Source organism: Ciceribacter lividus (assembly GCF_003337715.1).
Taxonomy (GTDB): domain Bacteria; phylum Pseudomonadota; class Alphaproteobacteria; order Rhizobiales; family Rhizobiaceae; genus Allorhizobium; species Allorhizobium lividum.
In genome coordinates, this window is the sequence record NZ_QPIX01000007.1 from 58,019 (window position 1) to 69,963 (window position 11,945).

General features: G+C 61.9%; 13 protein-coding genes. 8 read left to right on the top strand and 5 right to left on the bottom strand.

Annotated elements, in window-relative coordinates; all coding sequences use genetic code 11:
- Window positions 1-18 precede the first annotated feature (18 nt).
- From DFR48_RS13270 to rsmI, 3 genes are all read right to left on the bottom strand, one after another.
- Complete coding sequence (locus DFR48_RS13270; protein WP_114363637.1) at window positions 19-1,317, bottom strand: extracellular solute-binding protein; 1,299 nt, start codon at window positions 1,315-1,317, stop codon at window positions 19-21.
- A 122-nt stretch (window positions 1,318-1,439) separates the two neighbouring features.
- On the bottom strand, window positions 1,440-1,823 hold the full coding sequence (locus DFR48_RS13275) for a YraN family protein (RefSeq protein WP_114363638.1): 384 nt from the start codon (window positions 1,821-1,823) through the stop codon (window positions 1,440-1,442).
- On the bottom strand, window positions 1,820-2,725 hold the full coding sequence (rsmI, locus tag DFR48_RS13280; RefSeq protein WP_114363849.1) for a 16S rRNA (cytidine(1402)-2'-O)-methyltransferase: 906 nt from the start codon (window positions 2,723-2,725) through the stop codon (window positions 1,820-1,822). Before rsmI ends, DFR48_RS13275 begins: the two co-directional genes overlap by 4 nt.
- A gap of 233 nt (window positions 2,726-2,958) precedes the next feature.
- On the opposite strand from rsmI, the gene dnaN reads away from it, so the two are divergent.
- The 4 genes from dnaN (at window position 2,959) to pyrF (ending at window position 6,093) form a co-directional block, all read left to right on the top strand.
- Window positions 2,959-4,077, top strand: coding sequence for a DNA polymerase III subunit beta (gene dnaN, locus DFR48_RS13285; RefSeq protein ID WP_114363639.1), 1,119 nt, complete (start codon window positions 2,959-2,961; stop codon window positions 4,075-4,077).
- A 136-nt stretch (window positions 4,078-4,213) separates the two neighbouring features.
- Window positions 4,214-4,807 (top strand): phospholipid N-methyltransferase PmtA, encoded by a 594-nt coding sequence (gene pmtA, locus DFR48_RS13290; RefSeq protein ID WP_114363640.1) that lies wholly within the window; start codon window positions 4,214-4,216, stop codon window positions 4,805-4,807.
- 6 nt (window positions 4,808-4,813) lie between these two features.
- Window positions 4,814-5,404: a histidine phosphatase family protein gene (locus DFR48_RS13295; protein ID WP_114363641.1), complete on the top strand. Its 591-nt coding sequence runs from the start codon at window positions 4,814-4,816 to the stop codon at window positions 5,402-5,404.
- Window positions 5,401-6,093, top strand: coding sequence for an orotidine-5'-phosphate decarboxylase (pyrF, locus tag DFR48_RS13300; protein ID WP_114363642.1), 693 nt, complete (start codon window positions 5,401-5,403; stop codon window positions 6,091-6,093). The genes DFR48_RS13295 and pyrF overlap by 4 nt, the downstream gene beginning before the upstream one ends.
- A gap of 23 nt (window positions 6,094-6,116) precedes the next feature.
- Here pyrF and DFR48_RS13305 read toward each other — a convergent pair whose 3' ends face one another.
- A complete protein-coding gene (locus tag DFR48_RS13305) occupies window positions 6,117-7,133 on the bottom strand; it encodes a right-handed parallel beta-helix repeat-containing protein (RefSeq protein WP_114363643.1) in 1,017 nt (338 codons plus the stop codon).
- A 187-nt stretch (window positions 7,134-7,320) separates the two neighbouring features.
- Between DFR48_RS13305 and DFR48_RS13310 the strand changes: the two genes are divergently transcribed.
- The gene (locus DFR48_RS13310; RefSeq protein ID WP_112685799.1) at window positions 7,321-7,608 is read left to right on the top strand and encodes a DUF1330 domain-containing protein; all 288 of its coding nucleotides are present in this window, start codon (window positions 7,321-7,323) and stop codon (window positions 7,606-7,608) included.
- 114 nt (window positions 7,609-7,722) lie between these two features.
- Window positions 7,723-8,703, top strand: coding sequence for a complex I NDUFA9 subunit family protein (locus tag DFR48_RS13315; protein ID WP_114363644.1), 981 nt, complete (start codon window positions 7,723-7,725; stop codon window positions 8,701-8,703).
- Window positions 8,704-9,103: 400 nt separating this feature from the next.
- On the opposite strand, the gene DFR48_RS13325 is transcribed toward DFR48_RS13315, so the two are convergent.
- Window positions 9,104-9,910 (bottom strand): undecaprenyl-diphosphate phosphatase, encoded by an 807-nt coding sequence (locus DFR48_RS13325; RefSeq protein ID WP_114363646.1) that lies wholly within the window; start codon window positions 9,908-9,910, stop codon window positions 9,104-9,106.
- 158 nt (window positions 9,911-10,068) lie between these two features.
- Here DFR48_RS13325 and DFR48_RS13330 point away from each other — a divergent pair, with 158 nt between their 5' ends.
- Together DFR48_RS13330 and queG are read left to right on the top strand one after the other, a co-directional pair.
- Window positions 10,069-10,761 carry a glutathione S-transferase family protein gene (locus tag DFR48_RS13330; protein ID WP_112685805.1) on the top strand — a complete coding sequence of 231 codons (693 nt, stop codon included), beginning with the start codon at window positions 10,069-10,071 and terminating at the stop codon, window positions 10,759-10,761.
- Between the two features lie 12 nt (window positions 10,762-10,773).
- Window positions 10,774-11,943: a tRNA epoxyqueuosine(34) reductase QueG gene (gene queG, locus DFR48_RS13335; RefSeq protein ID WP_114363647.1), complete on the top strand. Its 1,170-nt coding sequence runs from the start codon at window positions 10,774-10,776 to the stop codon at window positions 11,941-11,943.
- Window positions 11,944-11,945 lie beyond the last annotated feature (2 nt).

An 11,945-nucleotide genomic window follows, 5' to 3' on the forward strand; every position in this document is an offset into this window, starting at 1 on the left:
CACATCAGGTTCCGGAAATCAGCCGGCGGTCTTGGCGAAGCGGGCGAGCAGCTCGTCGGCTTCCTTCTTGATGGCGTCCATCGCGTCCTTCGGCGTGGTTTCGCCGGAGAAGATGCGGTTGTACTCGCGCTCCATCACGGTACGGATCTGCGGATAGAAGCCCATGCGATAGCCCTTGTCCCATTCGGCACCCGGCAGCGAGAGCTGCTGAATACCGACTTCGGCGGCCGGCTTCTCGTTGTAGTAGCCTTCCTTCTTGGCGAGCTCGTAAGCTGCCTTGGTGATGGCGACGTAGCCGGTCGACTGGTGATAGAACTTCTGAATCTCGGGCGAGGTCAGGAAGTGGAAGAAAGATGCGACACACTTGTTTTCGGCTTCCGGCTTGCCGGCCATGGCGAACAGCGAGGCGCCGCCGATGAAGGTGTGAACGCCTTCCGGAATGATCGACTTCCAGTAGGGCAGGAAGGTTGCAGAGAAAGGCATGGTCGCAGTCTTCTGCAGGCCACCGAACGAACCCGAGGAACCGATCCACAGCGCAACCTTGCCTTCTTCGAAGGGTTTCTGGTTGTCCGACCAGCCGGCGCCGTAATAGCCGAACAGTCCCTGGTCGTACCAGGCCTTCAGCTTTTCATACATCATGACGTGGTTCGGATCGGTGACGTTGATCGTCGTGTCCGTGACGCTGTCATAGCCGTTGTTGTTCGAGGCGAATTGCAGGTTATGGCGTGAGAAGAAATTCTCAGTGAATTCCCAGGTGAGCTGCGACTGGACGAGCGGGATGTAGCCGGCCTCTTTCAGCTTCGGAGCAATGGCTTCGAACTCTTCCCAGGTCTTCGGAGCTTCGACACCGACCTTCGTCAGGGCGTCGGTGTTCACGTACATGATCGGCGCCGAAGAGTTGAACGGCATGCCGACGAACTTGCCGGTGGAGTCGGCGTAGAAATAGCGGACGCCTTCGATGAAGTCGTCGCGATTGAAATCATAGCCGGCATTCTTGATCAGATCTTCGGCCGGAACGACAGCGCCCTTGGCGTTGATGATGGTGGCAGCGCCTGCATCGAAAACCTGCAGGATGTTCGGCTGCTCACCGGAACGGAAGGCCGCGATGCCGGCGGACAGGGCTTCTTCGTAGGTACCCTTGGAGACCGGCGTCAGCGCGCATTCGCTCTGAGCCTCGTTGAACTTCTGGGCCACCTCGTTGATGACTTCGCCGTTGCGGCCACCCATACCGTGCCACCAGGTGATGTTGGTCGCGGCAAGCGAGGTCGAGGCGGTCATCGACAGGGCGACGGTCGCCAGTGAAAGCTTTTTGAACATGGAAATGATCCTCTCCGCCAATATTGGGGTGAGGAGTGCATATTCGGCTTCTGTGACGCCACCTTAAAACTTCCATGTCATTCCCGTGACAATTTGGAGGATTTGCTCCAGGCAACGCATGATTAGAAAGCATCCTCGAAGTGTCGCGGAATGCGCGCGGGACGGACAGCGATAATGTCATATCGGAGCGACAACTCCGCCGCGTCCCGTTGCCGCGAGAGCCAGATCGCGCTCGCCGCGCGTATGCGCTTCTGGGTATGGAAGCTTACGGCATCGACTGCGCTACGTTCCAGTCGCCGGGCTTTCACCTCCACGAAGACCGCAAGTGCGCCCTTGCGCGCGATGATGTCGATCTCTCCGGCGCGGGTACGAAAGCGCAAGGCGACGATGCGGTACCCCTTGATAAGAAGAAAAAGCGCCGCAACGTACTCGGAAAAGCGCCCGCGTCGTTCTGCCTTGAGCCGCCGACCGTCGGGTTTTCTCTCCTCCGGCCGGCCGTCACTCATTTCTCATCCTTGAGTTCGAGAATCCGCTGGTAGAGCTCCTTGCGGAGCAGGCCCGTCTGCCTTGCCGCCTCGGTTGCCGCCTTGCCGGCGGGGAGATCGACGGCAAGGCGCTTCAGGAGCGTGTCGACGTCGTCCTGCGCCGGCGCCTCCGGGGGAGCGGGCGGGCCAATCACCAAGACGATTTCGCCCTTCACGACCCGGTCGCCGTCGTAGTAGGCCGCGAGCTCTGCGAGCGTGCCGCGCCGGAATTCCTCGAAGGTCTTGGTCAATTCGCGGCATACGCAAGCTGGACGCGCAGCACCGAGTACATCGGCGGCGGCGGCCAGCGTGTCTCCGATGCGATGCGGCGACTCGAAGAACAGCAGCGTGCCGGGAACCCGCCGCACTTCCTCCAGCCGGTTCCGTCGCGCCTTGTCCTTCGTCGGCAGGAACCCCGCGAAGAAGAAGGCGTCATTCGGCAGGCCGGAACCGACGAGAGCGGCGAGCGGCGCCGACGGACCAGGAATCGGCACTACGCGGCAACCGGCTTCGATCGCCATGCGCCCAAGTCGGTAGCCGGGATCTGAAACCAGCGGCGTGCCGGCATCGGAAACCAGCGCTACGGATCTTCCTTCCATCAGGGCGGCGAGCAGCTTCGGGCCCGCCACCTCGGCATTGTGTTCGTGGTAGGCGATCGGCCGGTTATGGATGCCGTATCGATCCAGCAGAACGCGGGTCACACGCGTGTCTTCGCAAGCGAGCACGTCCGCGCCGGCAAGCACCTCAAGCGCCCGCAGAGTAATGTCACCGAGGTTGCCGATCGGCGTTGCGACCAGATAGAGCGCAGGTTCGAGCGGCCGCGCAGCGATCACCGTATCATAGAGGCGGTAGGTCTTCGGGGACGCCTCGGCGTTCTTCCGGATGTCAGTCACGATGGGCGTCCTTTCGGGGATGGCAAGGGCCTTTATGGTTCAGCGTCCGCCTTCCGACAAGGCCGTCGTGCGCAATCCACGCGCTCACGCGCGATGCCTCTTGCAATCGACCGCCTTTTGCTGCCATTTTGCGCGTCCACATTCTCGGGCCGACGAACAGCGCGGCGTCATATTGCGGCCATCCCAGCTCCCCGGATGGCGACAGGTCGAAAGCGGTAAAGTCTATGCGTATCACTCTTGAACGGTCCAACCTCCTCAAATCGCTGAACCATGTCCATCGCGTGGTCGAACGTCGCAACACCATCCCGATCCTGTCGAATGTGTTGCTGCGGGCGGAGGGCGCCAGCCTCGACATGAAGGCCACCGACCTGGACCTCGAGATCACCGAGGCAACCCCTGCCATGGTCGAGCAGGCAGGCGCGACGACCGTGCCGGCCCACCTCCTTTATGAAATCGTCCGCAAGCTGCCGGACGGGGCCGAGGTCTTGCTGGCCACGACGCCGGACGGCGCCTCGATGACGGTCGCCTCCGGTCGCTCCAAGTTTTCGCTGCAGTGCCTGCCGGAATCCGACTTCCCGGACCTCACCGCCGGCACTTTCAGCCACGCCTTCAAACTGAAGGCCTCCGATCTCAAGATGCTGATCGATCGCACGCAGTTCGCGATCTCGACGGAAGAGACCCGCTACTACCTGAACGGCATTTTCCTGCACACGATCGAGAGTGCGGGTGCGTTGAAGCTCCGGGCGGTGGCGACTGACGGACACCGGCTGGCGCGTGCCGACGTGGAAGCACCGGCCGGCTCGGAGGGCATGCCGGGGATCATCATCCCGCGCAAGACCGTCGGCGAACTGCAGAAGCTGGTCGACAATCCCGATCTCGTCGTCACGATTGAAGTCTCGGATGCGAAGATTCGCTTCACCATCGGCTCGATCGTCATGACCTCGAAGCTGATCGACGGCACCTTTCCCGATTATCAGCGCGTCATTCCGACAGCGAACGACAAGGAAATGCGCGTCGACTGTCAGACCTTTGCGCAGGCGGTCGACCGCGTATCGACCATCTCGTCGGAACGCGGGCGTGCCGTGAAACTCGCGCTCTCCGACGGTCACCTGATGCTGACGGTCAACAATCCCGACTCCGGCAGCGCGACCGAAGAGGTCGCGGTCGGATACGAAAACGACCCGATGGAGATCGGCTTCAACGCCAAGTACTTGCTCGACATCACCGCGCAGCTTTCCGGCGACGATGCGATCTTCATGCTCGCCGACGCCGGATCGCCGACGCTCGTTCGCGACACGGCCGGCGACGACGCCCTCTACGTGCTGATGCCGATGCGCGTCTAGGGGTCTGGGCGATTCCACTGGATTTCTGCTCTGTGTGCGCCATTTAGTCTTGTTTTTGCGACAAAGCAGCGCAACATAGCCGAAGCGGCTGCGTAACTGCCGCCGCACGCATCCGGTCGCTGGTGAGGATTAGGCCATGGTACGACGTTTGAAGGAACGGTTCGAAAAGAAATTCGACGAGGAGATCCGGTTCTTCAAGGGCATGATGCAAGGGCCGAAACTGGTTGGCGCCATTGTCCCGACCTCCTCGATCACTGCAAAGAAAATGGCGAGCATCGTCAATCCGAACTCCGGGTTGCCGGTCCTGGAACTCGGCCCTGGCACCGGGGTCATCACCAAGGCGATCCTCGCCCGCGGCGTACCGGCGGAAAGGCTCGTCTCCGTCGAATATTCCGAAGACTTCTACAATCACCTCAAGGACACTTATCCGGCAGTGAACTTCATCCACGGCGATGCCTTCGATCTCGACCGCACGCTCGGCGCGCTCGCGGGTCAGAAGTTCGATTCCGTGGTCTCTGCCGTTCCGCTTCTGAACTTCCCGATGCAGGATCGAATCCGCCTTCTGGAATCGCTTCTCGACCGGCTGCCGCCCGGGCGCCCGGTGGTGCAGATTTCCTATGGACCGGTGTCGCCGATCATTGCGAAGCCCCATAGCTATCACATCCAGCACTTCGACTTCATCGTCCGCAACATCCCGCCGGCGCAGCTCTGGATTTATCGCCGGGCGTAGCCGGCAATGTTCGGACTCTACATCACCCACCCCCAGGTGCGGATCGCTCCCGATATCCCCGTCCCGCATTGGGGACTTTCCGACATCGGCGTCCAGCGAGCGCGAGCCGCTTCGGCTCTCGCTTGGGCGCGACAGCTCAAACGCATCGTTTCGAGCGCAGAGGTGAAGGCTGTGGAGACGGCAGCGATCCTCGCGGAGGCCGCGGGCATCCGTTATGAAACGGTCGAGGCGATGCACGAAAACGATCGGTCGGCCACTGGCTTTCTCCCCCCGCGGGAATTCGAAAAGGCAGCCGACTGGTTCTTCGCCCACCCGACCGAAAGCTTCCGAGGATGGGAAAAGGCAGTTGACGCCCAGCGGCGGATCGTGAACGCTGTAGAGGCCACGCTCGCCGGCCATGATCCGGAAAGCCCAATCGCCTTTGTCGGCCACGGCGGCGTCGGCACCCTGCTGAAATGCCATTTGGACGGCACACCCATTGCTCGCAACAAGGACCAACCACCGGGTGGGGGCGGTCTTTTCGCCTTCTCCCTTGCGGATCGCCGCGTCACGTGCGACTGGACGGCAATGGAAAACTGGCCGGGAGTGAGCCCTTGACCGCACGAGAACGCCTCATCGTCGGACTGGACGTACCGACGCTGCGTGAAGCCGAAACGATCGTCGACAAGCTTTCGGACGACATTCTCTTCTACAAGATCGGTTACCAGCTTGCCTTTGCCGGCGGACTCGAATTTGCCCGCGATCTCGCCGCATCGGGCAAGAAGATCTTTCTCGACATGAAGCTGCTCGACATCGACAACACGGTCGCGTCTGGTGTCGAGAACATTGCGAAGATGGGCATGTCGATGCTGACGCTCCACGCCTATCCGAAGGCGATGCGTGCGGCGGTCGAGGCCGCCAAGGGCTCCGGCCTCTGCCTGCTCGGGGTCACGGTGCTGACGTCCATGGACGAAGGCGATCTTATCGAGGCCGGCTACGAATACGATCCGCACACGCTCGTCCTGCGCAGGGCCGAGCAGGCACGTGCGGCCGGCATGGGCGGCATCGTCTGCTCGGCAGAAGAGGCGCGCGCCGTTCGCAAGGTCATTGGTCCCGACATGGCACTCGTCACACCGGGCATCCGGCCGGCCGGTGCAGATCGCGGTGACCAGAAGCGGGTCATGACACCCGCCGACGCCCTGAAGGCGGGTTCCAGCCATCTCGTCGTCGCCCGCCCGATCGTCAAGGCGCCGGATCCGAAGGAGGCCGCACGTGCCATCCTTGCCGAAATGGCCGAGGTCCTCTGACCTCAGTACCAATCCGGACGCCGCTATTTTCGCTCGGTGTTGAGCACCATGGGGGATATGGCGCCTTCAAAGCGGTTTCCGGCGAGGACGTTATCGATCGCCCGATCACGGGGATCGAGGCTGCTGCCGAAGGGATACCTCGGATCGACCTTGCAGTACCATTTCCCGACGTCGCGGTGATTGAGCCAGATTGCCGGATAGGCAACGATGCTCGAACGGTAGACGAAGCGATTGTCGCTGATCCGGTTGGATCTGGGTTCCTGGTGTCGGATGGTTCCCCCTTCTCCACAGTTGCGATAGACGAAAATGCCGCCCTTCATGGGATTCCGAAAAACGTTGCCTGAGATGACGTTTCGCGCCGAGCCATCGACGGCGATCATCTCGCGGTCGGCCTTGATGGAGAAGCGATTGCCGGAAATGACGTTTTCGGCCGATTCCGCATCCAGGTAGATCACGGTCTTCGCTGATTTCCCGCGTATGGTGGAGTTCGTCAGCGACGACTTCGTCACCCCGGGACCGAAGTAGAGGGGGATCGTGCCGACTGCTTCAACGGAGATATTCGTCAGTTCGATGCCGGAGGGAGCGTTCCGCTGCGCGTTGGCGGTGTGATCGCGATTGAGGGAAGATTTTCGTACGTCCTCTGCTTCGCCGTTCGGGCCGAGACCGGTCAGACGTATGTTTCCGACGATTTTGCAGTTCGTGATGCGTATGTCTCGAGGAACACTCCAGCCGGAATCGCCGGGCAGCTTCTGAGACCTGACGAGGACTGTCGGCGCTCCTACGCTGTATTTCATCTTGGAACTGCCGAGCGTTGCTCCTTGACAATCGAGGCTTACCCCCGAAGCGGCCTCGCCGGCAAACACCAGCTTCCGGGTAATCACGTCGTCCGGTCTCAGTTGAAGGTCGCAGTCCACATTGATCCGATCATCCTTGCCGTTGGGCGCACTTCTCAACTTTTCGTAGAAGGCCGCATCACACATCTTCGCCCGGGCGTCCGTCGACCATCCCAAACTGAAAATCATCGCCGTGACGGCGATCATAATGGATTCAGGCACGGCCGTCCGACCGGACGCTTCCCACCGGGACCATGGCTTCAATGTCGTCTCCCTTTGCGAATGCGATGTGATTCCGGAACATACGGGCCCGCACGTTAGCCCGAAATGAACAAACTTGACCCCTCCGTCGAATTCACTCAAAACCGCTGGACAGACCAGACAGGAGGACAGGATGCCCAAAGGTTACTGGATTGCCCGCGTCGATATCCGCGATCCGGAGCGTTACAAGGATTATGTCGCGGCAGCCAAACCGGCCTTCGAGAAGTATGGCGCCACGTTCCTCGCCCGCGGCGGCGCGTTCACCGAGCTCGAGGGGAAGGCCCGCGCACGCAACGTGGTCATTGAATTCCCCTCCCATCAGGCCGCCGTCGACTGCTACAATTCGCCGGAGTACCAGATCGCCGCAAAGATCCGCCAGGAAGTCGCGGATGCCGAGATGGTCGTCGTGGAAGGCGTCTGAAACGCCGATCCAGACGGCCTCTCTGCGGCGCGATGGCACTTCACGTCGCGGGACGATTCGTCTAATAGACACCCTGAAGTCAAACTGCCCAATTCTCTCCGAGGGAGCCTGCCAATGACCCTGTCCAATCTTCCGCCGCTCGTGACCGTGTTTGGTGGATCGGGTTTCGTCGGGCGGCACATCGTGCGCGCGCTCGCCCGCCGCGGCTACCGCATCCGCGTCGCGGTCCGCCGGCCGGATCTCGCAGGCTTCCTGCTGCCGCTCGGCAATGTCGGCCAGATCTCGCTCGTCCAGGCCAACCTGCGCTACCGCGCCTCGGTCGACAAGGCCGTCGAGGGTGCCGACCATGTCGTCAACTGCGTGGGTATCCTGTTCGAGAGCGGACGCAACCGCTTCGACGCCGTCCAGGACTTCGGCGCCCGCGCGGTGGCGGAAGCTGCCCGCAATGCCGGCGCGAGCCTCACCCACATTTCCGCGATCGGCGCCGACGTGAACTCCGAATCGCAGTACGCGGTTACCAAGGGCAAGGCAGAGGCCGCAATCCTCTCGACCAAGCCGGATGCCGTGATCATGCGCCCCTCGATCATCTTCGGACCCGAGGACAGCTTCTTCAACAAGTTCGCAGCCATGGCCCGCAAGGCGCCGTTCCTGCCGCTGATCGGCGGCGGCAAGACCAGGTTCCAGCCGGTGCACGTCGGTGATGTCGCAGAAGCGGTCGCCCGCTCCGTCGACGGCAAGCTCAACCGAGGCAAGATCTACGAACTCGGCGGACGCGAGATCCTCTCCTTCCGCGAATGCATGGAGATCATGCTTGCGACGGTCGAACGCCGCCGCGGTTTCCTGAGTCTGCCGTTCGGGGTGGCTTCATTGCTCGCCGGCCTCATGTCGCTCGTGCCCTTCGTGAAGCCGCCGCTCACCGGCGATCAGGTGAAACTCCTGAAGAAGGACAACGTCGTCTCCGAGGCGGCGAGAGCCGAAGGTCGCACACTCGAAGCGATGGGGATCACTCCGGTTACCCTGGAATCGGTCCTGCCGTCCTACTTGGTGCAGTACCGTCCGCACGGGCAATTCACCGGGGCCGGCAAGGAGGCGTGACGCCTTCTTTGAGACTCTGCCACGGCGTTGGCGTTGCACAAATGACGCAGTGGCAAAGTACCTTTGTTAACCGTCAATTCAGCAAGATCTTCTATTGAAGAAGTGACCAGCAATGCGTAGATCGTCCACCGCGTTCGGGCGCTACGTTGTTGCGTTGACGGAACGCATACCATCATTCCGAGAGGCAGATTTTATGGGTAAGTCTATCGCACTCTTTTTTGCGTGTGCGGCACTGGTCATCATGGCAGGCTCATTCATGGCGCCCTCGACGGGCGTAGCGGGAAAGTCGAATTGCGCACCGGCCTACGGCGTCGACCCCTGCAGCACGGCGTCGATCCCGACTACCCGCTGATCTTCACCTGTATTCTCGGGCGCCCCTGAGGGCGCCCGGTTCGGCGCCTCAGAACCCGAGAGTCAGCGCCACGAGGCCGAGACCACCGACGGCAATCCGCCACCACGCGAAAAAGGCGTATCCGCGCCTCGAAACGTAGTTGAGCAGGCTCCTCACCACCAACAAAGCCGATATGAAAGCCGCGACGAAGCCGATCGCGATGAGGGCGCTGTCGTCGAAGTTCAGCGCGTTGCGGTTCTTGTAGAGATCGAGGGTGAAGGCGCCGACCATGGTCGGCATGGCCAGAAAGAAGGAAAACTCCGCTGCTGATCGCTTGTCCGCGCCGAGGAGCAGAGCGCCGACAATCGTTGCACCCGACCGGGAAACGCCGGGAATCATCGCCACGCATTGGCAAAGGCCGATCTTGAAGGCGAGCGGCAGGGAATATTGCATGGCGTCGGTGTAGCGAGACGTGAGTACCTGCCGGTCAATCCAGAGCAGCACGAATCCGCCGAGGATGAGCACGACGCACATCAGCGCGGGCGTTTCGAAGAGCACGGATTTGATGAAATCGTGAGCGAGCGCTCCGATGACCGCCGCCGGCAGGAAGGCAATCAAAATCGAAAGGACAAAATGACGGCTGCGAGCGCTGGAGGGCAGCGTCAACGCAATACCGACGAGCTTCTGTGCATAAACGCTGAGGATCGCCAGGATGGCGCCGAGCTGGATCAGCACAGCAAAGGTGTTGCCGGGCGAACGGAAGCCGAGAAAATGCCCGGCGAGGAGCACATGAGCGGTTGAGGAAACGGGAATGAACTCCGTCAGCCCCTCGATGAGGCCGAGAAGGAGCGCGCTGACAATCGATTGGTCTTCCATGAAAAGTCCTTGTGGTGCCGCTGGCGAAAGGGCTGATTCGCTTGTATTGAGGGGGCCGAGAACCTATAGCTTGGAGACCGTGGCTATGGCCAGCCGTACGAGGCGGGGCAGAAGCGTCCAGTCACCATGGCGTCTCAGCAGTAGAGAATGCGGACAAAATGCCAACACTGTATCATCATCCCATGTCGACCGCGTCCCGGTTCATCCGGTTGGTCCTTTCTGAATACGGCTTCCCGGCCGACCTGGTGGAGGAGCAGACCTGGGAAAAACGAAGGGAATTCCTGGCCCTCAATCCGGCAGGAACGCTACCCGTCTATGTTGACGATAATATGCGCGCGTTGTGCGGGCCGACCGTCATCTCCGAATTCCTGGACGAGACCCACGGCGTGCTGAAGCGCGACCGGCGACTGCTCGCCGAGGATCCGTTCCAAAGGGCCGAGATCCGTCGCCTCACTGAATGGTTCCTGCAAAAGATGGAGCAGGACGTCACCCGGCCGCTTGTGCGCGAGCGGGTCCACAAACTGCAGATCCCGAACGGGCTCGGCGGTGGAGCGCCGGACAGCAAGGTGCTGCGGACAGCCCGCAACAACATCCGCCAGCACATGAAATATCTCGCCTGGCTCTCCGGATCGCGGCCCTGGCTTGCCGGAGACCGCCTGAGCTACGCCGATCTCGCCGCGGCGGCGGCCATCTCCGTTCTCGACTATCTCGGTGAGATCGACTGGTCGGAAGCGCCCGTCGTCAAGGAGTGGTATCAGCGGCTCAAGTCCCGCCCGTCCTTCCGTCCGCTGCTCGCCGAGCGCGTGCGCGGCCTGACGCCGGTTTCGCACTACGCGGATCTGGATTTCTGACGAGGAGCGGCCATGCCCGCCGACGGAGCACCGGAACGACCGAGCGACGACAAGGCCGCGCGCCTGCGTCGCCGCCTGACCGCCTTCGTCCGCGAGGAGGCTACGGCACAGGGCTTCGAACTCTGTCACATTACCGGACCTGACGTCATCCCCGAGGCCCCGGCGCGCCTGGCCGCCTATATCAAGGCTGGCTATCACGGCACCATGGAGTGGATGGAGGAGACACGCGAGCGTCGCGCCAACCCGAAAGTGCTCTGGGGCGACGTGCGCTCGATCGTCATGGTCGGCATGAATTACGGTCCGGACGAGGACCCGCAGCGCGTTCTCGAAAAAAAGGACAGGGCGGCGATCTCCGTCTACGCCCGCAACCGGGACTATCACGACGTCATGAAAGGCCGTCTGAAGGAGATTGCCGGGCGCTTCGCCGCCCGCGCGGGTGCGGACGTGAAGGTCTTCGTCGATACGGCCCCTGTCATGGAAAAGCCGCTGGCCGCCGCCGCCGGCCTCGGCTGGCAGGGCAAACACACCAATCTGGTGAGCCGCCAATACGGCTCCTGGCTCTTCCTGGGAAGCCTCTTCACCACTGCGGAACTCGACTTCGACGCGCCCGAAGCCGACCATTGCGGCTCCTGTCGCGCCTGTCTCGATGCCTGTCCGACCTCGGCCTTTCCCGCGCCGTACCGCATCGACGCACGGCGTTGCATTTCGTATCTCACGATCGAGCATAAGGGACTGATCGATCGTGACTTGCGGCCGGCGATCGGCAACCGGGTCTACGGCTGCGACGATTGTCTGGCCGCCTGCCCCTGGAACAAGTTTGCCGAAGCCGCCCGTGAAATGAAGTTGAAGGCCCGCGACGACCTGCGGGAGCCAGAGATCGCTACTCTGTTGTCGCTTGATGATGCAGCCTTCCGAGGCCTCTTCAGCGGATCGCCGGTGAAGAGGATCGGGAGGAACCGCTTCGTCCGCAACCTCTTGATTGCCGCCGGCAATTCCGCTCGACCAGAACTCGCGGAGCCGTGCCGGCGATTGCTGGACGACGACGCGCCCGAAGTCCGCGGGATGGCCGTCTGGGCGTTGTCGCGGTTGCTTGACGGCGAAGCCTTCGAGGCCCTGCGGCTCGGTCACCGACCGCAGGAGCAGGATCCGGACGTACAGGCCGAGTGGGATTTCGGGAGATGACA

Bases quoted from the DNA above. Each gene is read 5' to 3' on its own strand.
- DFR48_RS13275 (WP_114363638.1), bottom strand. From the start codon at position 1,823: ATGAGTGACGGCCGGCCGGAGGAGAGAAAACCCGACGGTCGGCGGCTC.
- dnaN (WP_114363639.1), top strand. From the start codon at position 2,959: ATGCGTATCACTCTTGAACGGTCCAACCTCCTCAAATCGCTGAACCAT.
- DFR48_RS13310 (WP_112685799.1), top strand. From the start codon at position 7,321: ATGCCCAAAGGTTACTGGATTGCCCGCGTCGATATCCGCGATCCGGAG.
- DFR48_RS13305 (WP_114363643.1), bottom strand. From the start codon at position 7,133: ATGATCGCCGTCACGGCGATGATTTTCAGTTTGGGATGGTCGACGGAC.
- DFR48_RS13330 (WP_112685805.1), top strand. From the start codon at position 10,069: ATGCCAACACTGTATCATCATCCCATGTCGACCGCGTCCCGGTTCATC.
- DFR48_RS13315 (WP_114363644.1), top strand. From the start codon at position 7,723: ATGACCCTGTCCAATCTTCCGCCGCTCGTGACCGTGTTTGGTGGATCG.
- queG (WP_114363647.1), top strand. From the start codon at position 10,774: ATGCCCGCCGACGGAGCACCGGAACGACCGAGCGACGACAAGGCCGCG.
- pmtA (WP_114363640.1), top strand. From the start codon at position 4,214: ATGGTACGACGTTTGAAGGAACGGTTCGAAAAGAAATTCGACGAGGAG.
- DFR48_RS13325 (WP_114363646.1), bottom strand. From the start codon at position 9,910: ATGGAAGACCAATCGATTGTCAGCGCGCTCCTTCTCGGCCTCATCGAG.
- DFR48_RS13270 (WP_114363637.1), bottom strand. From the start codon at position 1,317: ATGTTCAAAAAGCTTTCACTGGCGACCGTCGCCCTGTCGATGACCGCC.
- DFR48_RS13295 (WP_114363641.1), top strand. From the start codon at position 4,814: ATGTTCGGACTCTACATCACCCACCCCCAGGTGCGGATCGCTCCCGAT.